The sequence below is a fragment of the Mycobacterium sp. AZCC_0083 genome (assembly GCF_014202335.1).
Taxonomy (GTDB): Bacteria; Actinomycetota; Actinomycetes; order Mycobacteriales; family Mycobacteriaceae; genus Mycobacterium.
This window is the reverse complement of record NZ_JACHGP010000002.1, coordinates 115910-141094: the sequence shown is the minus strand read 5'-3', so window position 1 is coordinate 141094 and position 25185 is coordinate 115910. Positions and strand designations below refer to the sequence as shown.

23 protein-coding genes and 1 riboswitch are annotated in these 25185 nt (G+C 67.2%); of the genes, 9 read left to right on the top strand and 14 right to left on the bottom strand.

The features are described from left to right. Positions 1-6 precede the first annotated feature (6 nt). From HNP02_RS04200 to HNP02_RS04175, 6 genes are all read right to left on the bottom strand, one after another. Positions 7-642: an urease accessory protein UreF gene (locus HNP02_RS04200; RefSeq protein ID WP_184436487.1), complete on the bottom strand. Its 636-nt coding sequence runs from the start codon at positions 640-642 to the stop codon at positions 7-9. 8 nt (positions 643-650) lie between these two features. Then, positions 651-2372: an urease subunit alpha gene (locus HNP02_RS04195; RefSeq protein ID WP_184435418.1), complete on the bottom strand. Its 1722-nt coding sequence runs from the start codon at positions 2370-2372 to the stop codon at positions 651-653. Continuing rightward, positions 2369-2683: an urease subunit beta gene (locus HNP02_RS04190; RefSeq protein WP_184435416.1), complete on the bottom strand. Its 315-nt coding sequence runs from the start codon at positions 2681-2683 to the stop codon at positions 2369-2371. The genes HNP02_RS04195 and HNP02_RS04190 overlap by 4 nt, the downstream gene beginning before the upstream one ends. 7 nt (positions 2684-2690) lie before the next feature. After that, positions 2691-2993, bottom strand: a complete 303-nt coding sequence (locus tag HNP02_RS04185; protein ID WP_184435406.1) for an urease subunit gamma — start codon at positions 2991-2993, stop codon at positions 2691-2693. Between the two features lie 50 nt (positions 2994-3043). Next, positions 3044-3448, bottom strand: a complete 405-nt coding sequence (locus HNP02_RS04180) for a PaaI family thioesterase (RefSeq protein ID WP_184435404.1) — start codon at positions 3446-3448, stop codon at positions 3044-3046. Between the two features lie 190 nt (positions 3449-3638). Continuing rightward, positions 3639-4418, bottom strand: coding sequence for an iron reductase (locus tag HNP02_RS04175; protein WP_184435402.1), 780 nt, complete (start codon positions 4416-4418; stop codon positions 3639-3641). Positions 4419-4626: 208 nt separating this feature from the next. Here HNP02_RS04175 and HNP02_RS04170 point away from each other — a divergent pair, with 208 nt between their 5' ends. The 9 genes from HNP02_RS04170 to HNP02_RS04130 all read left to right on the top strand — a co-directional run bounded on the left by HNP02_RS04170 (position 4627) and on the right by HNP02_RS04130 (position 17509). Next, positions 4627-5043 (top strand): BlaI/MecI/CopY family transcriptional regulator, encoded by a 417-nt coding sequence (locus HNP02_RS04170; protein WP_184435400.1) that lies wholly within the window; start codon positions 4627-4629, stop codon positions 5041-5043. 14 nt (positions 5044-5057) lie between these two features. Then, positions 5058-6005: a M56 family metallopeptidase gene (locus HNP02_RS04165; protein ID WP_184435398.1), complete on the top strand. Its 948-nt coding sequence runs from the start codon at positions 5058-5060 to the stop codon at positions 6003-6005. Positions 6006-6050: 45 nt separating this feature from the next. Further along, the gene (gene gndA / locus HNP02_RS04160) at positions 6051-7505 is read left to right on the top strand and encodes an NADP-dependent phosphogluconate dehydrogenase (protein ID WP_184435396.1); all 1455 of its coding nucleotides are present in this window, start codon (positions 6051-6053) and stop codon (positions 7503-7505) included. 24 nt (positions 7506-7529) lie between these two features. Then, complete coding sequence (locus HNP02_RS04155; RefSeq protein WP_184435394.1) at positions 7530-8966, top strand: GuaB1 family IMP dehydrogenase-related protein; 1437 nt, start codon at positions 7530-7532, stop codon at positions 8964-8966. A 216-nt stretch (positions 8967-9182) separates the two neighbouring features. Beyond that, on the top strand, positions 9183-10541 hold the full coding sequence (locus HNP02_RS04150; RefSeq protein ID WP_184435392.1) for a hemolysin family protein: 1359 nt from the start codon (positions 9183-9185) through the stop codon (positions 10539-10541). After that, a complete protein-coding gene (locus HNP02_RS04145) occupies positions 10534-11616 on the top strand; it encodes a hemolysin family protein (protein ID WP_184435390.1) in 1083 nt (360 codons plus the stop codon). Before HNP02_RS04150 ends, HNP02_RS04145 begins: the two co-directional genes overlap by 8 nt. Beyond that, on the top strand, positions 11609-12529 hold the full coding sequence (locus HNP02_RS04140) for a 3-methyladenine DNA glycosylase (RefSeq protein WP_184435388.1): 921 nt from the start codon (positions 11609-11611) through the stop codon (positions 12527-12529). Before HNP02_RS04145 ends, HNP02_RS04140 begins: the two co-directional genes overlap by 8 nt. A 51-nt stretch (positions 12530-12580) precedes the next feature. Next, positions 12581-14815, top strand: a complete 2235-nt coding sequence (locus HNP02_RS04135; RefSeq protein ID WP_184435386.1) for a malate synthase G — start codon at positions 12581-12583, stop codon at positions 14813-14815. 516 nt (positions 14816-15331) lie between these two features. Then, the gene (locus HNP02_RS04130) at positions 15332-17509 is read left to right on the top strand and encodes a substrate-binding domain-containing protein (protein ID WP_184435384.1); all 2178 of its coding nucleotides are present in this window, start codon (positions 15332-15334) and stop codon (positions 17507-17509) included. 37 nt (positions 17510-17546) lie between these two features. On the opposite strand, the gene gcvP is transcribed toward HNP02_RS04130, so the two are convergent. From gcvP to HNP02_RS04090, 8 genes are all read right to left on the bottom strand, one after another. After that, positions 17547-20405 carry an aminomethyl-transferring glycine dehydrogenase gene (gene gcvP, locus HNP02_RS04125; protein ID WP_184435382.1) on the bottom strand — a complete coding sequence of 953 codons (2859 nt, stop codon included), beginning with the start codon at positions 20403-20405 and terminating at the stop codon, positions 17547-17549. 172 nt (positions 20406-20577) lie between these two features. Beyond that, a riboswitch (glycine riboswitch) is annotated at positions 20578-20676 on the bottom strand. Positions 20677-20759: 83 nt separating this feature from the next. Continuing rightward, entirely contained in the window at positions 20760-21383 is a 624-nt protein-coding gene (locus tag HNP02_RS04120; RefSeq protein ID WP_184435380.1) for a MerR family transcriptional regulator, read from the bottom strand. A gap of 249 nt (positions 21384-21632) precedes the next feature. Continuing rightward, positions 21633-22130: a bifunctional nuclease family protein gene (locus HNP02_RS04115; RefSeq protein WP_184435378.1), complete on the bottom strand. Its 498-nt coding sequence runs from the start codon at positions 22128-22130 to the stop codon at positions 21633-21635. 46 nt (positions 22131-22176) lie between these two features. Further along, positions 22177-22908, bottom strand: coding sequence for a MerR family transcriptional regulator (locus tag HNP02_RS04110; RefSeq protein WP_184435376.1), 732 nt, complete (start codon positions 22906-22908; stop codon positions 22177-22179). A 42-nt stretch (positions 22909-22950) separates the two neighbouring features. Continuing rightward, positions 22951-23430, bottom strand: a complete 480-nt coding sequence (garA, locus tag HNP02_RS04105; RefSeq protein ID WP_184435373.1) for a glycogen accumulation regulator GarA — start codon at positions 23428-23430, stop codon at positions 22951-22953. Positions 23431-23557: 127 nt separating this feature from the next. Then, positions 23558-23953 (bottom strand): glycine cleavage system protein GcvH, encoded by a 396-nt coding sequence (gene gcvH / locus HNP02_RS04100; RefSeq protein WP_184435371.1) that lies wholly within the window; start codon positions 23951-23953, stop codon positions 23558-23560. Between the two features lie 36 nt (positions 23954-23989). Continuing rightward, positions 23990-24817: a DUF881 domain-containing protein gene (locus HNP02_RS04095; RefSeq protein WP_184435369.1), complete on the bottom strand. Its 828-nt coding sequence runs from the start codon at positions 24815-24817 to the stop codon at positions 23990-23992. Continuing rightward, a complete protein-coding gene (locus HNP02_RS04090; protein WP_184435367.1) occupies positions 24817-25149 on the bottom strand; it encodes a small basic family protein in 333 nt (110 codons plus the stop codon). Before HNP02_RS04090 ends, HNP02_RS04095 begins: the two co-directional genes overlap by 1 nt. Positions 25150-25185: the final 36 nt, after the last annotated feature.

Genomic DNA, 25185 nt, shown 5'->3' with positions numbered 1-25185 from the left:
CACCTTTCAGGAGACGAAGAGTGGTCGGTCGCGTTCGACGTGACGCTGGGCCAGCACGTCGAGCAGTGGATCCGACAGGTCGGCGAGCTCCTTGGCAGCCACGGCTGCGGTCTGGTCGCACAGTGACGACAATTCGAAGGTCAGCGCCGCGACGTCCCCCGGGTCGAGCGCAAGGAGTCGTTGTGCCGCGGTCGCCGACCCGGTCATCGTGGTGTAGACGATTGAGAGTGCCGTCTGCTCGGGCACCAGACCGCTGGCGATGCCGACCGCGCCCGCGGCAACGCCGAGATGGGGTTTCATGCCGACGGCGGCCCAGTCCCGCTCCGGCCACACCCGCTTGGCCAGTCGGGCCAGGCCCCGCCCCTGCGCCCGGGATGCGCGGCGGGCCGCGGGAGCCGGTGTGCGCGCATCGGTTTCACGGTCGGCGTCCGCCACGCTCAGGGTGCCCGCATGGACGGCCGCCGCCACCGATGCGGTGACGAGACCGTGCGTCCGGATGCGGCGCCGCAGGAAGGCCCGAAGCGTTATGAGGTCGACGACCAGACCACTCGTCACGGCTTCCTCCACCCCGCCGGAGTGGACGTGACCGCCCGTCGGCAGCCGGGAGTCGGACAGGGCCAACAGTGTGGAAAGCTCTGCCAGGCTGGACATCAGAACAGGAAATATCTCTGCGCCATCGGCAGTTCGGTGGCTGGCTGCTCCTCCCACACCTCGCCATCGATCCGAACGGTGAACGTGTCGGGATCGACTTCGACGTGGGGCATCGCGTCGTTCAGCACCATCTCAGCCTTCCCGACCTTGCGGACGTTGCGGACGCCGACCAGACGGCGCTTCACCGCGATCCGGTCGCCCAGCCGGTCCTCGATGGCCTGCGGCGCGACGAAGTGCACCGAGTTGGCCGCGGCTGCTGCGGGGGCTGCGCCGAACATCGGTCGGGGCAGCACCGGCTGCGGGGTGGGGATGGATGCGTTGGCATCACCCATCGCGGCCCACGCGATCATGCCGCCCTTGATCACCGCGTGCGGGCGAACGCCGAAGAACGATGGGTGCCACAGCACGAGGTCGGCCAGCTTGCCGGTCTCAATGGATCCGACCTCGTGGTCGAAACCATGCGCGATCGCCGGGTTGATCGTGTACTTCGCGACGTAGCGGCGCACCCGGTTGTTGTCGGCGGGACCGTCGCCAGGCAGCGCTCCACGACGCTTCTTCATCATGTGCGCGGTCTGCCACGTCCGCATGACCACCTCACCGATGCGGCCCATCGCCTGCGCGTCGCTGCCGATCATCGAGATGGCTCCGATGTCGTGCAACAGATCCTCGGCGGCGATCGTCGACGGCCGGATCCGACTCTCGGCGAAGGCTAGGTCCTCAGGGATGCTGGGGTTGAGATGGTGGCACACCATGAGCATGTCGAGGTGTTCGTCGAGGGTGTTGACCGTATGCGGACGGGTCGGGTTGGTCGAGCTCGGCAGCACGTTGGGTTGCGAGACGACGGTGACGATGTCCGGAGCGTGTCCGCCGCCGGCCCCCTCAGTGTGATAAGCGTGGATGCCACGGCCGGCGATTGCGGACACGGTGTCCTCGACGAAACCGAGCTCGTTGAGGGTGTCCGAGTGCAGCGCGACCTGGACTCCGTATTCGTCTGCCACCCGCAGGCACGCGTCGATCGCAGCGGGGGTAGAACCCCAGTCCTCATGAAGCTTGAAACCCGAAGCGCCGGAGCGTAATTGCTCGCGCATCGAGTCGAGTCTGACCGTGTTGCCCTTGGCCAGCAACGCGATGTTCAAGGGCCAGTGGTCGAGCGCCTCCAACATCCGGGCCAAATGCCAGGCGCCTGGCGTGACCGTGGTGGCCTTGCTGCCCTCCGCTGGTCCGGTGCCACCGCCGATGATCGTGGTGATACCACCGCCGAGCGCTTCTTCCATGATCTGCGGGCAGATCAGATGCACGTGACAGTCGATGGCGCCCGCGGTGACGATCAGCCCGTTGCCTGCGATCACTTCTGTGGCCGGTCCGACGACGAGGTCGGTGCTCACGCCCGGCATGATGTCGGGGTTGCCTGCTTTTCCGATGCCGGTGATGCGCCCGCCACGGATTGCGATGTCCGCCTTGATGATTCCCCAGTGATCCACGATCGTGGCACCGGTGATCACGGTGTCCGGGGAGCCCTCGGCGCGGATGGTCTTGCCTTGTCCCATCGACTCGCGCAGCACCTTGCCGCCGCCAAACACCGCCTCGTCGCCTGCGCGCCCGGGACCGCCGCTGAGGTCGTCGGTGATCTCGATGAACAGGTCGGTGTCGGCGAGCCGGATCCGGTCGCCGGTCGTCGGGCCGTACAGCTGTGCGTAGCGGGCTCTCGACAGTTCGGTCACCGCGGATCCAGCTTTCCTGGCGGATCGAGCGTGAGGCCGTGCACCTCGCGGTAGCCGCCCAGCGGCACGAGCACGACGCGCTGGCCGATACCTGGCTCGAACCGAACGGCGGTACCTGCGGGGATGTCGAACCGGTGCCCGTGGGCGGCTTCCCGATCGAACGCCAACGCCGCGTTGGCCTGAGGGAGATGCACATGGCTGCCGACTTGTATCGGCCGGTCACCCGTGTTCACGACATCCAGTTCCAGGCGCTCGGCGCCTTCGTTGAGGATGATGTCTCCTTCGCCGTAAACGATCTCTCCTGGAATCATGCCTGCCTCACGGGATCGGATTGTGGACGGTGACGAGCTTGGTGCCGTCCGGGAAGGTGGCCTCGACTTGGACGTCGTGGAGCATTTCCGGCACGCCCTCCATCACATCGTCGCGACTGAGCACCTCGCGTCCGCTGACCATCAGCTCGGCAACCGTGCGGCCGTCGCGGGCGCCCTCGAGGATGTGGTCGGTAATCAGCGCGACCGTCTCGGGGTGGTTGAGACGAAGGCCGCGCGCTTGACGGCGACGGGAGAGTTCGGCAGCGTACGAGATGAGCAGGCGGTCCTGCTCGTGTGGACTCAAGCGCATAGTGCGCGATCCTGCCACGGTCAGCTGCAGTCAGCAGCGCACGCGTTAGCTCACTGGCGCGGGGCCTCGGTGATGTTTTGCAACCGCACCTGGCCGCGGGCCACCACGCGGTCGTCCTCGTTGGTGATGGTGATCAGCCAGAGTTGCTGTCGCCTGCCCCGGTGGATCGGGATCGACACCGCGGTGACGGTGCCCGACGAGATGGCCCGTAGGAAGTCGGTGTTGTTGTTCACGCCGACGACGGTGCCGCCGGCGCCCTCGGCATTGAGCCAGGTGTGCGCTGACGTGCTGGCAAGGCTCTCGATGATCGAGCAGTACACGCCGCCGTGCACGATGCCCCACGGCTGCAGCAGATCGTCCTTGAGGGTCAACTGCGCCCGGCCGCCGTCCGGCGTCAGCTCGAGGATCTTCAGTCCGAGTACGTCATCGAAGCCGGCAGTCACGGAATTCGTCACGGCTCCTTGTCTACACGGGCCGCGTGCGACGAAAAGCGGTCGGGCCCCGTACACGATGTGTACGGGGCCCGACCTCGAGTGGACCGGGGGTCTCAGCAGCCCTCTGGACTCCGCGGCGGTCCGGTGGTTTCTCCGGTGATTCGTTGAAGCGTGTGGTGCGTTCCTGCCCATGACAATAGGCAAGGCTGCCCTAATTTAGCAAGACCTTACTTGCAACGGTTCTCGTCGATCCGCGAACTGGCGCACCGAATCCCACCAACGCGTCGAGCACGGCCTGCCCCCGCCGCATGCTGGTCAGTTCGCTCGACCCGGCCAGCAGGGGCACCTGGGTGGCTGCGGAGACCACCGCGGCGCCAACGGCATGCCACATCGCGGCGACCGACATCGCGCCGTCGCACACCTCGAACAGCTTGTCGAACAACGGTTCAAGCGCACGGTGGCTGCGGTGGGCAACCCATGTGGTCAACGCCGCCTCGTTGGGCAGTGCCACCATGCGGTCGCGCACCGGATGGCGCTGGCGCAGCCCCGCGCGACCGCCGAAGTACGGGTCCTCCGGCAGCACCCGCAGCGTCGGGTCGACGACGCCGACCCAGTCGATCGCGCCCTCGGAGTCGACGTGCACCCAGAGGTTCTCGAGGCCGGTGTCCCACGCCCGTCCCTCGAGCACCAGAAGCGGTATCACCCGGCCGATGACCACGTGTGACAACGTCGCCGCCAACTGCTGTGCGACGGCGGTGCGACTCTCGGTCTCCGCGGCCGCCGCGGCGAACATGTTCCGCAGTCGTTCGGTGCCAAGCACATCGGACAACGGCCACCAACGACGACGCGTCAGGTCGCTCATCACGGCCACGCCGTAGACGCGCGGACACTCCGGGTACAGCTCGCGCAGTCTGCGGCTGGACTCGTGCAAGGGCAGCGTCCGGCTGATCGCCATTCGGGCGATCAGTGGGTCGTCGACCGCGACGGTCATGTGCACCTCCATAAGTTAGGTTAGCCTTACTATAGGCAGCGTAACTGGCACGGAAACACCTTGTGACTGGCCTCACAACGACCGGCGAAAGGGGTGTTTAGCGGCGTCGCCGTCGCTACTACCGACGCGTGGACGCGGTCGTTGGATACGACACACGGTAGTAAGCCCGTAGTACCCTGAATTCAGTGCGCAGGAGAGTGAACGGAACATGGCGAAGATGACGCGACTCGGGGAACTCGAACGCGAGGTTATGGACCACCTATGGTCATCGCGTGAGCCCCAAACCGTGCGGCAGGTGCACGAGGCACTTTCTGCACGGCGCGATTTGGCCTACACGACGATCATGACGGTCCTGCAGCGGCTCGCGAAGAAGAATCTGGTGGTTCAGCACCGCGACGACCGGGCGCATCGGTATGCCCCGACCCACGGCCGCGACGTGCTGGTCGCCGGGCTCATGGTGGACGCGCTCGACCAGGCCTCGGACTCCGGGAGCCGCGAGTCGGCACTGGTGCACTTCGTCGAGCGGGTGGGGGCCGACGAGGCCGCCGCCCTTCGACGCGCACTGGCAGAACTAGAAGACAAGCACCGAACCGGGACGCCCACTGGCGATCCGGGCACCGGCTGAGGGAGACTAGCGGTGTGACCGCGCTGGCCTTCACCATCGTCGCGCTGGTCCTCGTCGGACCTGTGCCGGAGCTGCTGGCCAGAGCGTCGTGGCCGCTGCGCGCACCACGTGCTGCCGTCGTGCTCTGGCAGTCGATCGCGGTCGCTGCCGTGCTCTCCGCGTTCAGCGCGGGACTCGCGATTGCCAGCAGGCTCTTCGTCGTTGGCCCCGACGGGCGCCCATCCGCGACCGTCACCAGTGAGATCGCAGTCCTCGGCTGGCCGCTGTGGATCGTCTACGTCGTCGTCTTCGCGCTGACACTGGTGGTCGGCTGCCGCCTGCTCGTCGCAGTCGTCCAGGTCGCCATCGCCACCCGGCGCAGGCGCGCCCATCACCGAATGCTCGTCGACCTGCTCGGCAGCTCGCGCGACACCGCACCCGAGGTCTGTACGCGGGCCAGCGGCCTGCGCATCCTGGACGTGACGCAACCGCTGGCCTACTGCCTGCCAGGGGTCCGCAGCCGCGTCGTCGTCAGCCAGGGCACCCTCACGGAGCTGTCCGACGGCGAGATCGCCGCCATCCTGAGCCACGAGCAAGCGCACCTGCGGGCTCGTCACGACCTCGTTCTTGAGATGTTCACCGCGGTGCACGCCGCATTCCCCCGCTTCGTCCGCAGCGCCAGCGCGCTTGGCGCCGTGCGGTTGCTGATCGAACTACTCGCCGACGACGCCGCGGTACGGGCCGCAGGACCTACTTCCCTGGCCCGTGCCCTCGTCGCGTGCGCGTCGGGGCGCACCCCGTCCGGCGCGCTGGCCGCCGGCGGTCCCACCACCGTCATCCGTGTGCGCCGACTCGCTGGTAGACCCAACAGCGTGCCGCTGGCCATCACCGCATACCTTGCCGCCGCCGCGGTCGTCATCGTGCCGACCATCGCATTCGCGGTGCCGTGGCTCACCGAGTTGCAGAGGCTCTTCGCCGCATAGCGTCAACCTCTCCCCGCTCGACAACCAAACAACGAAAGGCTGCCTGTGAGCTCGTCTGAAACCTCCGCCACCGCCCAGATCGGGGTCACCGGCCTGGCCGTGATGGGCTCCAACCTCGCCCGCAACTTCGCCCACCACGGCTATACCGTCGCGCTGCACAACCGGTCGGTGGCCAAGACCGATGCGCTGCTGAAGGAGCACGGCTCGGAGGGCAATTTCGTGCGCAGCGAGACGATCCCCGAATTCCTTGCCGCACTTGAGAAGCCGCGCCGAGTAATCATCATGGTCAAGGCGGGCGACCCGACCGACGCGGTCATCAACGAACTGGCCGACGCGATGGAGCCCGGCGACATCATCATCGACGGCGGCAACGCGCTCTACACCGACACCATCCGCCGCGAGAAGGCGATCCGCGAGCGTGGACTGCACTTCGTCGGCGCAGGCATCTCCGGCGGCGAGGAGGGCGCCCTGAACGGGCCGTCGATCATGCCGGGCGGGCCCGCCGAGTCCTACAAGTCACTCGGCCCGCTGCTCGAGGAGATCTCCGCACACGTCGACGGCGTGCCGTGCTGCACCCACATCGGACCCGACGGCGCAGGGCACTTCGTGAAGATGGTGCACAACGGCATCGAGTACTCCGACATGCAGCTCATCGGCGAGGCCTACCAACTGCTGCGCGACGGGCTCGGCAAGACTGCTCCCGAGATCGCCGACGTGTTCGCCGAGTGGAACAAGGGCGACCTGGACAGCTACCTGATCGAGATCACCGCCGAAGTTCTGCGCCAGACCGACGCCAAGACCGGTAAGCCGCTGGTCGACGTCATCCTCGACGAGGCCGAGCAGAAGGGCACCGGCCGCTGGACGGTGAAGTCGGCTCTCGACCTCGGCGTCCCGGTCACCGGCATCGCCGAGGCGGTGTTCGCCCGCGCACTGTCGGGCTCGGTCACCCAACGCAAGGCCACGACCGGCTTGGCCTCGGGCGACCTCGGCGGAAATCCAAGCGACGCAGCGCAGTTCACCGAGGACGTCCGCCAGGCGCTCTACGCGTCCAAGATCATCGCCTATGCGCAGGGCTTCAACCAGATCCAGGCAGGCAGCATCGAATACGACTGGGGCATCACGCCCGGCGACATGGCCACGATCTGGCGCGGCGGCTGCATCATCCGGGCCAAGTTCCTCAACCGGATCAAGGAGGCGTTCGACGAGAACGCCGACCTGCCCAGCCTCATCGTGGCTCCCTACTTCCGCAGCGCCATCGAGTCGGCGATCGACAGCTGGCGCCGGGTCGTCGTGACCGCCACGCAGTTGGGCATCCCCATCCCCGGCTTCTCGTCGGCGCTGTCGTACTACGACGGGCTGCGCACCGAACGACTGCCCGCCGCGCTCACGCAGGGGCTGCGGGACTTCTTCGGCGCGCACACCTACGGCCGCACCGACGCGGACCCGGCCGCACGCTTCCACACCCTGTGGAGTGGTGACCGCACCGAGGTCGAGGCCTGACGCCGCGAACTAGACTCGAGGTCGATGAGATTTCTTGAAGGGCAGCGACCTCCCTACGACCTCACCTACAACGACGTCTTCATCGTCCCTGGACGATCGGACGTGACGTCGCGATTCGACGTGGATCTGTCGACCGTGGACGGGTCGGGCACCACCATTCCCGTGGTGGTCGCCAACATGACGGCGGTGGCCGGCAGGCGGATGGCCGAGACGGTGGCGCGACGGGGCGGCATCGTCGTTCTGCCCCAAGACCTTCCGATCGCCGCCGTGAAGCAGACCGTCGACTTCGTCAAGAGTCGCGACCTGGTCGTCGACACCCCGGTGGTCCTGTCGCCCGATGACTCGGTGTCCGATGCCATGGCGCTGATCCACAAGCGGGCGCATGGCGCAGCCGTGGTCGTCGACGGCGATCGCCCGGTCGGCCTGGTCACCGAGGCGGCACTCGTGGGTGTGGACCGGTTCGCCAGGGTGCGCGACGTGGCCCTCTTCGACTTCGTCACCGCCCCCGTCGGGACCGAACCCCGCGAGGTGTTCGACCTGCTCGAACACGCACCCATCGACGTTGCGGTGATGACCGGACCTGCCGGCGGCCTTGCCGGTGTCCTCACCCGCACCGGCGCGGTCAGGGCCGGGATCTACGCACCCGCCGTCGACGCCTTGGGCAGGCTGCGGATCGCCGCCGCCGTCGGCATCAACGGCGACGTCGCCGCCAAGGCACGCGCGCTGGCCGAGGTCGGCGTCGATCTGCTCGTCATCGACACCGCACACGGCCACCAGCTGAAGATGCTCGACGCCATCAAGTCGGTGTCGTCGCTCGACCTGGGTCTGCCCGTGGCCGCAGGCAACGTGGTGTCGGCCGAGGGCACCCGCGACCTGATCAGCGCGGGTGCCTCGATCGTCAAGGTCGGCGTTGGCCCCGGCGCGATGTGCACCACCAGGATGATGACGGGAGTCGGCAGGCCGCAGTTCTCTGCAGTCGTCGAATGCGCTTCCGCGGCAAGGCAACTCGGAGGACATGTCTGGGCCGACGGCGGGGTGCGGCACCCGCGTGACGTGGCACTGGCGCTGGCCGCTGGCGCGTCGAACGTGATGATCGGATCCTGGTTCGCAGGCACCTACGAGTCCCCGGGCGACCTCATGTCCGACCGCGAGGAGCGGCTGTACAAGGAGAGCTACGGGATGGCGTCCAAACGAGCCGTCGCCGCGAGGACGGCAGGCGACCGCTTGTTCGACCGGGCCCGCAGGGCGCTGTTCGAGGAGGGCATCTCGACGTCCCGGATGGGTCTCGACCCGACCCGCGGCGGCGTCGAGGACCTGCTGGACCACATCACCTCCGGCGTCCGCAGCACCTGCACCTACGTCGGCGCGGCAACCCTTCCCGAACTGCACGAGAAGGTCGTCCTCGGCGTGCAGTCGGCAGCCGGATTCGCCGAGGGACATCCGCTGCCGACCGGTTGGTGACCCAACACACCGGTCGCCACCCGCTAACATGGATGCCTCACCACCCCGGCTGAAGGAAAGGGATCACGTGCCGCAGGCACCCGTGGAGGCCCCCACGTCTGACCGGGCCGTCGGGTCCGAGCCAACCGCCCGCGAACCCGGCATGGAACCTCAGGACGCCGAACCCTCCAGTAGTCAGCCGGGCACGAGACCCGGCGAAATCTCCGCGAGGCTGCGATGAGCTTCGGCCTGACCATGCTCGCCCTGCTCGGCTTCGTCGTGCTCACCGCAGGTACCGCCCTGTTCGTGGCCGCCGAGTTCTCGCTGACGGCACTGGAACGAAGCACCGTCGACGCCAATGCGCGCAGCGGCAAGCGTCGCGACAAGCTAGTGCAGCGGGCGCACCGAACACTGTCGTTTCAACTGTCGGGAGCCCAGGTCGGCATCTCGATCACCACGCTGATCACCGGTTATCTCGCCGAGCCGCTGCTCGCGCACCTGCTGGAACCCGCTTTTCACGCGCTGGCGCTGCCAGAGAGCGTTGCCGAAGGCTTTGCACTTGCCCTTGCGCTGTTGATCGCCACCTCGGTGTCGATGGTGTTCGGCGAACTGGTGGCCCAATACCTCGCCATCGCAAAGCCACTGGCCACCGCACGCGTCGTGGCAGGTCCGCAACTGCTGTTCTCGACGGCCACCACCCCGTTGATCAAGTTGACCAACGGCACCGCGAACTGGATCCTGCGCCGTGTGGGCATCGAGCCTGCCGAGGAGCTGCGGTCGGCGCGGTCGCCGCAGGAACTGGTGTCGCTGGTGCGCAACTCCGCCCGCCAGGGTTCGCTCGACCTCTCGACCGCCACGCTGGTGGACCGCTCGTTGAGGTTCGGCACCCGTACCGCCGAGGAGCTGATGACGCCCCGCTCGACGATCGAGGCACTCCAGACCGACGACACCGTCGCCGACCTGGTGGCCAAGGCAATGGAGACCGGCTACTCCCGCTTCCCGATCGTCGACGGCGATCTCGACGAGACCGTCGGAATCGTGCACGTCAAGCAGGTCTTCGAAGTGCCTCCCGCCGAGCGGTCGAACACCAAGCTGGCCACGATTGCACTGCCCGTTCCCACGGTGCCGTCAACCCTCGACGGCGATGCCGTGATGACGCAGATCCGGGCGAACGGTCTGCAGACCGCGTTGGTGGTCGACGAGTACGGCGGCACCGCGGGCATGGTCACCGTCGAGGACCTGATCGAGGAGATCGTCGGTGACGTCCGCGACGAGCACGACGACGCGACCCCCGACGTCGTCGAGATGCGCAATGGCTGGCAGGTCTCTGGACTGCTGCGCATCGACGAGGTCGACACCGAAACCCCGTTCCGGGCCCCCGAGGGCGAGTACGAAACGATCGGTGGTCTGGTGCTCCAGGAGCTCGGCCACATTCCGGTCGAGGGCGAGTCGGTGAAGTTGACCGAGTTCGACCCCGACGCCGCGGTCGACCACCCGGTGCGCTGGCTGGCGAGCGTCGAGCGAATGGACGGTCGCCGCATCGACCTGATCAAGCTGGTCAGGCTCGGCCACGACGAGGAGCCCGCCGATGGGTGACCTTCTTGGCGTTCTGCTGACGGTGTTGCTGCTGGCCGCCAACGCCTTCTTCGTCGCCGCCGAGTTCGCGCTCATCTCCGCGCGCCGCGACCGGCTCGAAGCCCTCGCCGAACAAGGCAAGCGCAGCGCCGTCACGGTCATGCGGGCAGGCCAGAACCTGTCGCTGATGCTGGCGGGTGCGCAGCTCGGCATCACGGTGTGCTCGATCCTGCTCGGCCGTGTCGGAGAACCCGCGGTCGCCCATCTGCTCGAAACGCCGTTCGACCTGCTGGGTGTGCCGGACGCGGTGCTGCACACGGTGTCGTTCCTTGTCGCGATCACGGTCGTCGTGGTGCTGCACGTGCTGCTCGGTGAGATGGTGCCGAAGAACATCGCCATCGCCGGGCCCGAATCGGCTGCGATGCTGCTGGTCCCGCCGTACCTGGTCTGGATTCGGATCGCGCGCCCGTTCATCGCCTTCTACGACTGGTGCGCAAAGCTGACGCTGCGCCTGTTCGGGGTGGAAGCCAAGAACGAGCTCGAGAACACGGTGTCGATGATCGAGTTGTCCGAGATGATCGCCGAGTCGGTGTCCGAGGGGTTACTGGACCCCGAGGAGCACAGCCGGCTGTCGCGGGCGCTGCAGATCCGCACGCGCATCGTGGCCGATGTTGCGGTGCCGGTCAACGAGATTCACGCGGTTCCCGCCGCCGCCGATGGCTCGGGGCCGACTGTCGCAGCGATCAAACAGGCACTCGCCGAGACCGGCTACTCCCGCTTCCCCGTCGTCGATCTCGCCGGCCGATTCACCGGCTACGTTCACATCAAGGACGTGCTGTCACTGGTCGACGATCCCGATGCGGTCGTCGATGCATCCATGGTGCGGCCGCTGCCGCAAGTGCTCGCGACGTTGCCACTGCCCGACGCGTTGTCACGGCTGCGACGCGACAACAGCCATCTCGCACTGGTCACCGGCGAACGGTCGCGCGAGGGCCACGAGACCGCCAGCCCCGACCAGGTGACCGCGATGGTGACGCTGGAAGACCTCGTCGAGGATCTGGTGGGGACCGTTCGCGACGGAACCCACCGTGTCTGAGCTCGTACTCGACTCAGTCCAGCTCAAGGCCGTGCTCGACGAATCCGTGTGGACCGAGCGCGAACGTCGGCACGCCGAACGAGTGGACCGCTTCGTCGAGCCGCACCTGCGCAGGGCCAGACGTGGCGAAGCTCACCCGGTGTGGGATTTCCTGTTCAGCTACTACAGCCTCAAGCCCCGCCAGCTGCGCCGTTGGCACCCGGGATACGGCGTGGTGCTGGACGGTGCGTCGGCCTGCCGCTTCCGCGAACGCAGCGGCTACGGCACGCTCGGATCGGCCGTCACCGTCACTCACGAGCATCTGCTGGCCCGCATCGAGACTGTCGAGTTCATCGCCGAGCTACTGCACGCCACCGCCCGTCGGCCAGCCCGGTTGAATTGCTTCGGCCTGCACGAGTGGGCGATGGTCTACCGGACCGCAGACATCAGGCACGAGGTTCCACTGCGGCTGGGCGCCGCGGCCACCGACGCAGTGGTCGATTCGATGCCGTTGCGTTGCAGCCACTTCGACGCCTACCGGTTCTTCACCGAGCCTGCTGCGCCGCGCAACGCCGAGAAGCTGAGCAGGCAGTCGCAAGTCGCCACCGAACAGCCGGGGTGCGTTCACGCGAACATGGATCTCTACAAGTTCTGTGGGAAACTGGGCCCGCTGGTGGAGTCTGGCTTGCTCATGGACTGCCTCGACCTCGCCGCCGATGCCCGCGAGCTGGACATGCGTGCGAGCCCGTACGACCTCACCGGATATGGTTTCGAGCCGATTGCCATCGAGACTTCAGCGGGTCGTGCCGAATACGTCCGCGCCCAGCAGGACGTCGCCGACCGTGCGGCGCCCCTGCGGGCGGCGCTCGCAGACCGGTGTGACCTGCTGCTCAGCACGGTGAACCGCGAATCGGGTTCGGTGCGGGGAACTTAGCTGGGGTTACCCACGGGTAAGATGGATCGACGCTTTAGGGAGGAAATACCAATGTCTGAGCCCACCCCGCTTCGCCCGCCCGCGACTGATCGCGTGACCGTCGGCAATCTGCGGGTCGCCAAGGTGCTGCACGACTTCGTGACCAACGAGGCCCTGCCGGGCACCGGGCTGGATCCAGAGAGCTTCTGGGCGGGCGTGGACAAGGTGGTCACCGACCTTGCGCCGAAGAACCAGGAACTGCTTGCCCGTCGCGACGAGCTGCAGGCGCAGATCGACAAGTGGCACCGCCAGCGCGTCATCGGACCATTCGATCCCGCGGAGTACCAGGCGTTCCTCACCGAGATCGGCTACCTGCAGCCAGAGCCCGCCGACTTCACCATCACCACCTCCGGCGTCGACGCCGAGATCACCACCACCGCCGGACCGCAGCTGGTGGTGCCCATCCTGAACGCGCGGTTCGCGCTCAACGCGTCCAACGCCAGGTGGGGATCGCTGTACGACGCGTTGTACGGCACCGACGTCATTCCCGAGGCGGACGGCGCCGAGAAGGGCACGAGCTACAACCGGGTGCGCGGCGACAAGGTGATCGCCTACGCCCGCGGGTTCCTCGACGACGCCGTGCCGCTGGCGTCGGGTACGTGGGACCAGGCGACTGGACTCAAAATCGACGACGGTCAGCTCCTGATCGATCTCGGCGACGAACTATCGGTCGGCCTCGCCCAGCCCGAGAAGTTCGTCGGCTACACCGGCGAGCTCGGCTCTCCGAAGTGGTCCGTGTTGTTGAAGAACCACGGCCTGCACATCGAGATCCTCGTCGACCCCGACTCCCCCGTCGGCGCCACCGACGCCGCTGGCATCAAGGACGTCGTGCTCGAGTCGGCGATCACCACGATCATGGACTTCGAGGACTCGATCGCCGCCGTCGACGCCGACGACAAGGTGCTCGGCTACCGCAACTGGCTCGGCCTGAACCGCGGCGACCTGACCGAAGAGGTCAGCAAGGGCGACAAGACGTTCACCCGCGTCCTCAACCAGGACCGCACCTACACCGCCCCGGACGGTGGCGAGATCACCCTGCCGGGACGCAGCCTGCTGTTCGTGCGCAACGTCGGTCACCTGATGACGAACGACGCGATCACCACAGGCGCCGACGGCGAAGAAGGCACAGAGGTGCCAGAGGGCATCCAGGACGCGCTGTTCACCGGGCTCATCGCGATGCACGGCTTGAAGGCGAATGAGGACAACGGGCCTCTGGTCAACAGCCGCACCGGGTCGGTTTACATCGTGAAGCCGAAGATGCACGGCCCCGACGAGGTCGCGTTCACGTGCGAGCTGTTCGGCCGCGTCGAGGACGTGCTTGGCCTTCCGCAGGCCACGCTCAAGGTCGGCATCATGGACGAGGAGCGGCGCACCACCCTGAACCTGAAGGCCTCCATCAAGGCGGCCGCCGACCGGGTCGTGTTCATCAACACCGGCTTCCTGGACCGCACCGGCGACGAGATCCACACCTCCATGGAGGCTGGGCCGATGATCCGCAAGGGGGCGATGAAGAGCCAGCCGTGGATCAAGGCCTACGAGGATGCCAACGTCGACACCGGGCTGGCCGCAGGCCTTTCCGGGCGCGCCCAGATCGGCAAGGGCATGTGGGCCATGACCGACCTGATGGCCGACATGGTCGAGCAGAAGATCGGTCAGCCCAAGGCGGGCGCAACCACCGCATGGGTGCCCTCCCCGACCGCAGCGACGCTGCACGCGATGCATTACCACCAGGTCGACGTCTTCGAGGTGCAGAACGAGCTCAAGGGCAAGAAGCGGACGACCATCGACGAGCTGCTGACCATCCCGTTGGCCAGCGAACTGGCGTGGGCGCCCGAGGAGATCCGCGAAGAGGTCGACAACAACTGCCAGTCGATCCTCGGCTACGTCGTGCGCTGGATCGACGCGGGCGTCGGCTGTTCCAAGGTGCCCGATATCCACAACGTCGCGCTGATGGAGGACCGCGCCACGCTGCGCATCTCCAGCCAGCTGCTGGCGAACTGGTTGCGCCACGGCGTCATCACTACCGATGACGTCAAGGCCAGCCTGCGCCGGATGGCCGCCGTGGTCGACGAGCAGAACGCCAACGATCCGAGCTATCTGCCGATGGCGCCCGATCCCGAGGCCAGCATCGCGTTCGAGGCTGCACAGGAGCTGATTCTGTCGGGTGCGCAGCAGCCCAACGGCTACACCGAACCGATCCTGCACCGGCGCCGCCGCGAGTTCAAAGCCCGACATTCCGGCCTGTGACTAGACTTCGGCCGAGCCGGATGACGAGCCGTAGCGGCCGAGCCGGATGACGAGTCCCTCCGGAGCCGCCGAATGATCAGCCAAGGCAAGGAGCGCAGGGGTTGCCCACTGTTGGTCGCATAGTGAGCGGAAGCATGCATTACCGCGCGAAAGTGAGTGCGCCAGCGCGGTGCGGCGTGTTTGTCGGTGGTGTCTGCCAGAATGTTGTCAGCACACTTCCGATCCGCCCATCGCGACCTCATCACGTTGCGGCGCCGCGGTCGGCAGATGCGGTCTCGGACCGTCGTTCAGGCATCGGCCGGCAGGACCCCGCTGCGGACAGTGGACCGCAGCGGGCACACCGCCGGCCAGGCTTGGACGCCACCGTTGACCACATAGCAGCACGGCAGTTCCGGTCCACCGGTCGCACACGATGCGCACCGGTCCACCGGAAAACACCCGCCAGCCGCGGCCAAGACCGTTCGGGCCGCACCCGAGCAGAATTCACTCCTGCTCGCAAACCAGGAACGGTTAGGAATGGGTAGGCACAGCGTTCCCGACCCCGACGAAGCACCCGACGACCCTCGGGCTCCGCACGATGACGGTGCGCAGGGCTTCTCCTACGATCAGCCGAGCTACGAACAGGGCTACGAGGCCGGTCCCGGATATGGCGAACCGGGTTCTGCCGAACCCCCTTATGCCAATCGTGATTTCGCGGGCGACGAGCACGACGACCAAACTGGTTATGAGCAAGCCGACTTCGACGACTCCGATTACGAGGACGATTACGACGAAGCCGGCTACGAAGAACCGGCGCCCCGCCAACCCGGGTACGAGCCGAACTTCTGGGAGCGCGACGAGCCGGACTACCGCTACGAGGAGCCCGAGGCCCCGACACACTCCTTCGCCGCGAATCCCCCGCCACCATCGCGGCCGCCTGTCACGGGACGTGCCCACGGCGGTGACTGGGAGGGCGGCGAGTGGACGGGCAGCCACCGGGCGGTCGATCCCAAGAGGCGCGGCGTCAGCATCGGCGTCATCGCGGCCCTCGTCGCCGTGGTGGTTGTCGTCGGCGGGGTCATCGGGTGGCGCTTCCTCGGTGACGCGCTGTCCAATCGGTCGCACGCAGGGGCCGCACGCTGCGTAGAGGGCGAAGTCGCCGTCGCCGTTGTCGCCGACCCCAGCATCGCCGACCCACTGCGTGCCCTCGCGGACAAGTACAACCAGACCGCGGCCCCCGTCGGGGACCGATGCGTGAAAGTTGGCGTGCGGCCTGCAGATTCCGACGCGGTGGTGAACGGTTTCGTCGGGGCGTGGCCCGGCGAACTCGGCGAGCGCCCGGCGTTGTGGATTCCTGGCAGCTCGGTGTCGGAGGCGCGGCTCGAAGCCGCCACCGGTGAACAGACGGTCAGCGACAGTCGTTCCCTTGTCACCTCGCCGGTCGTGCTTGCCGTGCGCCCGCAGCTGAAGGATGCGCTGGCACAACAGAACTGGTCGACCCTGCCTGCCCTGCAGACCAACCCGACGTCGATGGACGGACTGAACCTGTCCGGCTGGGGCTCGTTGCGGCTGGCGCTGCCGCTGACCGAGGACAGCGACGCCGGTTACCTGGCCGCCGAGGCCGTCGCCACCACGTCGGCCCCGCCAGGAGCACCGGCCACCGCAGGCACCCCCGCCGTCAGCACGCTGATGGCAGGCCAACCCAAGCTCGCCGACTCCAAGGCATCCACCGCGTTGGACGCCCTGCTGCAGGCCGGCGACCCGGCCACGACGCCGGTGCACGCAGTGGTCACCACCGAACAGCTGCTCTACCAACGTGGCGGGTCGATGCCCGACGCGAAGGGTCGGCTGACCTCTTGGCTTCCGCCGGGCCCCACCGCCATCGCCGACTATCCGACCGTATTGCTCGCCGGCAGTTGGCTTTCCCAGGAACAGGTGAGCGCCGCCAGCGAGTTCGCCAGGTATCTGCGCGGCGCCGAACCCATGACCGAATTGGCCAAGGCCGGCTTCCGTACCGACGGCGGCACGCCCCCGAAGAACGACGTCGTCGACCTCGGTTCGCTTCCTGCGCCGATGTCCGTGGGTGACAACTCCATGCGGGCAACGCTGGCGAACGCGGTATCGGGCCCCCCGTCGGCAGGCCCGAACACGCCATCGGGGACGGGCCCGGTATCGGTGATGCTCGACCAGACGCTGAACCTCGGCCCGGTGGTGACGGCGTTGAAGGCCAGGGTGGCTGCCTTGCCGCCCAACGCGGTGGTCGGACTGACGGCATTCAATGGAGCCGAAGGGTCCACCCTGGTTCCGCTCGGTCCGCTCGGCGACCCGGTCCAGGGACAGCCGCGCAGTGCCGCGCTGATCGCCGGATTCGACGGCTTGGCATCGACGACAAGCGGCCGCGTGTCATTCACCACCCTGCGCAACGTCTACACCGATGCGGTCACCAACTTCCGTGCCGGGCAACCGAATTCGGTTCTGATCATCACCTCGGGCCCGCACACCGACCAATCGCTGAACGGCACCGGTCTGCAGGACACGATCCGCGCCGCGTTCGACCCCGCCAAGAAGGTGGCCATCAACGTCATCAACGTTGGCGACGACCCGGATCGGGCGACCTGGCAGGCCATCACGGAGATCACCGGCGGCCAGTATCAGAGCGTGCCAGCCTCGGACTCCCCCGAGATGGTCTCGAACATCAACGACCTGTTGGACTAGGACCTGTTGGACTAGCGGCGGCCCGCCCGGCCCGGAGTCAGGCGAAGGCCTCCACCGGTGGGCAGGAGCACACCAGGTTGCGGTCGCCGTACGCGGCGTCGATCCGTCGCACGGGCGGCCACACCTTGGGCCGGAACGCCTTGCCAAGCGGGTATGCCGCCTGTTCGCGGCTGTAGGGGTGATCCCAATCGGCCACCAGCAGGCATTCGGCGGTGTGCGGGGCGTTGCGCAGCGGGTTGTCCTCCGCGGGCAACGAGCCCGATCCGACCTGGTCGATCTCGGCGCGGATGGAGATCATCGCCTCGCAAAACGCGTCCACCTCGGTCAGGCTCTCGCTCTCCGTCGGCTCCACCATGAGCGTGCCCGCCACGGGGAAACTCATCGTGGGAGCGTGGAAACCGTAGTCCGCCAACCGCTTCGCCACGTCATCGACGGTGACGCCGGTGTTCTTGGTGATCCCCCGCAGGTCCAGGATGCACTCGTGGGCCACCATGCCGTTCTCACCCGTGTAGAGCACCGGGTAGTACTCGTCGAGGCGGCGGGCGATGTAGTTGGCCGACGCGATCGCGGTGAGCGTCGCGGCGCGCAACCCGGGCGCCCCCATCATCCGGATGTAGGCCCACGTGATCGGCAGGATCGACGCCGACCCGTACGGGGCGGCCGACACGGTGTAGGTGTCGGTGAGCTCATCGGCAAGCGGGTGCCCCGGCAGGTACGGCGCAAGGTGTGAGCGCACCGCGACCGGACCGACGCCTGGGCCGCCACCGCCGTGCGGAATGCAGAACGTCTTGTGCAGATTCAGGTGGCTGACGTCGCCGCCGAACCGGCCGGGACGGGCCAGGCCAACCAACGCGTTCAGGTTGGCGCCGTCGACGTACACCTGGCCGCCGACGTCGTGCACCGCAGCGCAGATCTCCGCGATGTCGTGCTCGAAGACGCCGTGCGTGGACGGATAGGTGATCATCAGTGCCGCCACTCGTTCGGCGTGCTCAGACACCTTGGCACGCAAGTCATCAAGATCGACGTCGCCGTTGTCGCGGCACGCCACTACCACGACGCGCATGCATGCCAGCGCCGCCGACGCCGCGTTGGTCCCGTGTGCACTTGACGGAATCAGGCAGACGTCGCGTCCACTGTCACCACGGCTCTCGTGGTACGCGTGGATCGCCAGCAGGCCCGCGTACTCGCCCTGTGAGCCCGCGTTGGGCTGCAGGGAGACCGCGTCGTATCCGGTGAGCTGGGTGAGCCACGTCTCGAGCTCCGCGATCAGCTTGCGAAGGCCGGGTGTGTCCGAGGCAGGCGCGAAGGGATGCTGGCGGGCGAACTCGGGCCAGCTGATCGACTCCATCTCGGCTGCCGCGTTGAGCTTCATCGTGCACGACCCGAGCGGAATCATGCTGCGGTCCAGTGCAATGTCCTTGTCGGCGAGCGACCGCAGATAGCGCATCATCTCGGTCTCGGTGCGGTACCGGGTGAACGCGGGGTGAGTCAGGAACCGTGATGTGCGCGTGGCGATTTCAGGGCCAGGCCAGTGATGCCCGCCGCGGGTCGCCCCGAACGCCTCGAGTACCTCCTCGACGTGCTCGGCGGTGGTGGCCTCGTCGCACGACACCGAAACGTGGTCATCGTCGACGAGCCACACGTTGATGTCACGCGCCTTCGCCGCTGCACGAATCTCCTTGGCGCGACCTGGAACCCGGGCCAGCACAGTGTCGAAGAACGCGTCGTGCACCACCTCGACGCTTGCGGCGTCGAGGCCGGTCGCCACGCCGAGTGCGTGGCCGTGCACGCGGTGCGCGATCGCGGTGAGGCCGTCGGCACCGTGGTAGCTCGCGTACATCGCGGCCATCACGGCCAACAGCACCTGCGCGGTACAGATGTTGCTGGTCGCCTTGTCCCTGCGGATGTGCTGTTCGCGGGTCTGCAGCGAGAGTCGATACGCCACTGATCCGTCGGAGTCCACCGATACTCCGACCAATCGGCCGGGCAATTGCCTCGCATGCTTGGTGTGCACCGCCAGATAGCCGGCGTGCGGACCACCGAACCCCATTGGCACGCCGAAGCGTTGGGTGCTTCCGAACGCGACGTCGGCGTTGATCTGGCCGGGCGGGGCGATCAGCGTGACCGCCAGCAGGTCGGCACCGACCGCCACCAGCGCGCCGCGCTCGTGTGCCTGGGTGACAAGGGCGGTCCAGTCGGTGACGACGCCACTGGCGCCGGGTGACTGGACGATCACGCCGAAGAAGTCGCCATCGGGCAGGCCATCGCGCAGGTCGGCGGTGACGATCTCGATGCCGAGTGGCGCAGCGCGGGTGGCGAGCACGGCCGCGGTCTGGGCGTAGACGTCGGTGTCCACCGCGAGGCGGTTGACGGAGTTCTTCACCGCACGGTGCATCAGCGTCATGGCCTCGGCCGCGGCGGTCGCCTCGTCGAGCATCGAGGCGTTCGCCACCTCGAGGCCGGTCAGATCCTCGACCATGGTCTGGAAGTTCAGCAGTACCTCCAACCGGCCCTGGCTGATCTCGGGTTGGTACGGGGTGTACGCGGTGTACCACGCCGGGTTCTCGAGGATGTTGCGGCGCAACACCGCTGGCGTCAGCGTGTCGAAGTAACCCTGCCCGATCATCGACACCGCGACCGTATTGGCGTCTGCCATCGCACGCAGTTCGGCCAGCGCCTGCTCCTCGGTCGCCGGTGGGGGCAGCCGATCGAGCCCCGGCGCCAGCCCGTCGACGGTCACCGTGTCGAGAATCCCAGCGGGGAGCGCCTTCTCGGCGAGTTCGGCAAGTGACTCCACCCCGATGACCTTGAGCATGGTCGTGACGGCGTCGGCGTCAGGGCCGATGTGCCTATCGGCGAAGCTGAATTGGTGGTGACCTGATGTGGAACCGGACACGGGCGACCTCTCGGGCTCGGAGCGCAGCAAGGCTGCCGTCCTCCCCCTCTGTCGTCGACCCGAACCGGGCGCCTGAGAGATTCAGCGACCCGGCGGACGGCGCGGGTGCCTTTCCCCATGGGCGGGTGAGCCGTTCTGACCTACGACGGCGCACCGCTTTCCAGAGGCATCGGGGTCCCTCGCGGTCCTGGGTGCCTGAGAGGTTGACGGAGAGGTATTGCTCCTTCGGCGTCCGTGGCTGGCGGCCACGGAACTCTCCCGCGGGGGGACGATGCGGTTCCCGAGTCTACCGGAGGGCAGTCCACGCACGCGCGGCTCCATCGAAGCGACCCGGGAGAACTATCCCGTGGATAGTCAGCCGATCTTGCGGTCGCGGTGCTTGCGGCGCGAAGCCAGCTCATCCTCGGGCGTTGCGATGGATTCGCCGCCGTCGGCACGCTCACCGGGGAAGTCTGCGATGGCGCCGGTCAGTTCCCGCATCGCGCCGGACACCGCGATGCCGAACACGCCCTGGCCGCCCTGCAACAGGTCGACGACCTCTTCGGCGGACGTGCACTCGTAGACGGTGGTGCCGTCGGAGAACAGGGTGATGTTGGCCAGGTCCTTCACTCCGCGCTGGCGCAGGTGATCGACCGCGACCCGGATGTTGTGCAGCGAGATGCCGGTGTCGAGAAGTCTTTTCACGATCTTCAGGACCAGGATGTCCTTGAAGGAGTAGAGCCGTTGGCTGCCCGAGCCCGCCGCGCCGCGGATGGACGGGACCACGAGTGAGGTCCTCGCCCAGTAGTCCAGCTGGCGGTAGGTAATGCCTGCGATCTGGCATGCGCTCGGCCCGCGATAGCCCACGAGTTCGTCGGGGACGGAGTCATCGGGAAACAGACCACCCTGAACGGGTTCGCTGGCCGGGGTCGGTGCCGCCTCCTTCGGAGAGCCACCGGAAGACAGATCCAACTGCTCTTGACGTGGCGTGTCGCCCACAGTCCATCCCTTCGCCGAGTCGAACTCGCTTCGTGCTACGCAGTCTGAACTGCGAGGCAACGCGTTTGCTCCAAGCTCGAATGTGTCGAGCATACGCTTCCCGCCGAGCCGTGACTGCCCGTCGTGATTCAAAGTATGGCTGCCCCATTCGCGGAACCGTGAAACCCGCTCCGCGTGTCGAGCGACACAGGTCAGTTGAGACGCATCCGTGACAAATCGGAACCTCGCCGACCAACCGCTATGAGCCGCTCACGTCGCCTTGAAGTCATCGGGCGAGACGCTGTCCAAGAACTCCTTGAACTTCTCCACCTCGTCCTCGCGCACGGCGCCACCGGAGGCTTCCTCGTCGCCCTCGTCGGGGATGAGCAGGCCGGCCTCCGCGAGCACCGCTTCCTCGACGTAGATCGGCACACCGACCCGAAGGGCGATCGCCACCGAGTCCGACGGGCGCGCCGACACCTTGATGTCGCGGTCGAAGATCAGGTCGGCGTAGAAGGTGCCCTCCTGCAAATCGACGATCCTGACCTCCTTGAGCGAATGGCCAAGCGCGGCAATCAGATCTCGGATCAGATCGTGGGTCAGTGGCCGCGAGGGCTCGACACCCTGCTGCTCGAGCGCGATCGCCGTCGCCTCGGGCTGACCTATCCAGATGGGCAGGTACCGGTCACCGTTGGACTCACGCAAGAGCAGGACCGGTTGGTTCTGCGGCTGTTCCACGCGAATGCCGACCACACGAACCTCGCCCATCTGTGTCTGCCTTCCGCACTTCAAACCGTCGATGCGAGTCTAGTCCTCAGCGATCCAATACGTCGCGCACGGCCGACTTGATCAACGACGTGTGCAACGTGATTGCCAGTGCAGCCACCTCGCGAGCCAGGTCGTCGGCGCGGTCACGCGCGCCCGCCTTCACGACCGGGCCCGCGATCTGCGCGATCAAGTCGGACTGACGGTCCGCAGCGGACCTGAAGGCGCGCAGGTGACGCGGCTCGATGCCGTACTCGGCGAGTGCCCGCGCGCACTGGGCGGTGACCACCGAGTGCTCGTCGAAGAACCCGGCAGGGCCTGGCTTGACGATGCCTGCCCGGATCAGTGCGGTGAGCATCTCGTCGTCGACGCCAGAGCGGGCCAGCAGATCCTCGCGACTCAGCCGGACCTGCGGGGGCCCAACGGCAGCGGTGTCATGGACGCCTTCGGCGGAACCATCCGACACCTGCACCAGGCGCGGCACCCCGTACGCCGACCCCGTCTTGGGCAGCTCGCCGTCGGGCTGTGCGTCCAGTTGGGACTTGATCACCTTCAGCGGCAGATATTGATCGCGCTGGGCAGTGAGGACGAACCTCAGGCGAGCACAGTCGTACGCGGTGAAGCGCCGGTAACCCGACGGCGTGCGCTCGGGTGTGACCAGCCCTTCGGCCTCCAAGAACCGGATCTTGGAGATGGTGACGTCCGGGAAGTCCGGTCGCAACAGGTCGAGGACGGCGCCGATCGACATCCCGGCCAGCGCTGGGGTGTCGGGCTGGGTCATTTGCTCTTCGCGCGAGCGCTCATCGCCGTCATTTTGAACCCACTAACTGCCCGAGCCGCCGTCGTCTGTCTTTGGCCCGGTCAGGAACACCAGGCGGAACTTGCCGATCTGTACCTCGTCGCCGTTGGCAAGCACCGCCGAGTCGACCGGTTCACGGTTGACGTAGGTGCCGTTGAGGCTGCCGACGTCGACCACCTGGAATTCGCTGCTCTCCAGGCGGAACTCGGCGTGGCGGCGACTCACGGTGACGTCGTCGAGGAAGATGTCGCTGTCGGGATGTCGCCCGGCCGACGTAGTGGCCTGGTCGAGCAGGAAACGCGAGCCCGCATTGGGGCCGCGCTTGACGACGAGCAACGCCGATCCCGTGGGCAGTCCCTCTACCCCCGAGACCCCGCTCTCGCTTCCCGCCGTTGCCGGAGCGTCCAGCTCGTTGAGGAAATCCGCGCGGAAGACCGATGTGGTCTCCACCGTGACTTCGTCAGACGTCTGGTCAGCTCCCGAACTGGTGTCGTTATCCGTCACCCGCTGCTCCTAACTGGCTGCTGTGGCGATGTCTGGCGTGACCGGCCCGCCTCGTGGCAGTCCGTCATGCGTCTGTGACGACCGTACCGCGCGGTACCTGCCGATGTGTCCACCACCGCCCGTTTTCTCATTCGTCGAGGGTCGCCCGGTAGCCTTCGGCGTCGAGCAGAGAGGCCAGGGCGTCGTCCAGACTCGCCGCGTCGACCTGCAGGTCGACGAGCCAGCCTGCCCCGTACGGCTCCGCGTTGATCTGCTCTGGCGCGTCGACGAGATCCTCGTTCACTGCAACGACTTTCGCCGTCAGCGGTGCGTACAGCTCGGACGTCGACTTGGTCGATTCCACGTTTCCGAACTCACTGCCGGCCTCGACCTCGGTGCCGACCGCGGGCAGGTCGGTGTACACCACGTCACCCAGCGCTGACTGCGCGTAGTCCGTGATGCCGACTCGGACGGTGTCGTCACCCGTGCGACGAACCCATTCGTGGTCCGAGGTGTAGTAAAGGTCGGGCGGAATCTCGCTCACGGCGCTCCTTGGTTCTTGGGCTCATCGCGGGTCGGCTCACTTGACGGGCTGAGCGTATTGGCGGGGTTTCGGTTGCCGCAAGGCGGTCACGTCGACGGTGGCAGATTGTTGCACAGTCATTGTGCCGCCGACCCGCTCGATGCTGTCCATCGCCCCACCGGGGATGTTCATCGCGGCGGCCAGCGTGGGTGGATCGCCAATCGCCAGAACCGAATACGGCGGGCTCAGCGGGGTTCCGTCAACGTTGAGCGCACCGGCCGAACCGATCACCCAGGTGTCGACGCCGACACGCACCGCTGGCTGCCCTCCTGCGGATCTGATCTCCATGGCCTCTGCGCCCGCGGCACGCAGCTCGTTGATCACGTCGAGCATCGTCTCCGGCGACACGCCGGGGGCGGTGTCGCCGATCGTCAGCGTGACCCCCGGCCCCGTCGCGCCCACGGTGCCGATCAGGATCGACAGCGCGCCCAGCCTCGCCCTGGCGTTCTCGACCGCCGCCTGATCGTTGCTGCCGGAGGACTGCAGCGCAGTCAGGGTGCGCTGGAGATCGGCGACCTCGGTGTTGAGGGCCGCTTCGCGCTGTTGCAGCGAATCGAGCAGCACCAGTAGGTCGGCGGGCCTGGCGGTCTCCAGCGAGTCGCCGGACTCGGTCTGGCGGACCTGCGTGACGATCGCGACGCCGAGCACCATGCACAGCAGCACCGCGAGCCCGCCGAACACGATCTGGGACCGGCCGCGGCGGAACACGCCGGCCATACCGCTGGGCAGCAGCTCGCCGATCGGCTGGGCCGGTTCGTCGGGGCCCCGCTCGTGCCGGCCGTGATGTTCCGGCTCGGTCGCGTGCGAGTGCGGGTGGTCGCTCATCACGCCCCGAACAGCCTGCGCCGCAGAGCGGCGGCATTGCCGAAGATCCGGATGCCGAGCACGACGATGATTGCGGTGGACAGTTGTGTGCCCACACCCAGCTGGTCGCCGACGAACACGATGATCGCCGCGACCAACACGTTGAACACGAACGACACCACGAAGACCTTCGAGTCGAAGATCCGCTCCAGGTAGGCCCGAAGCCCGCCGAACACCGCGTCGAGCGCGGCCACCACCGCGATCGGCAGATACGGCTGGATCACCTCGGGCACGCTGGGATGGAATACCAGCCCCAGCACGATTCCGACGACGAGTGCGGCGATTCCGATCACGTGGGTCCGATCATGTCTGCTCTCCGGTCGTGCATT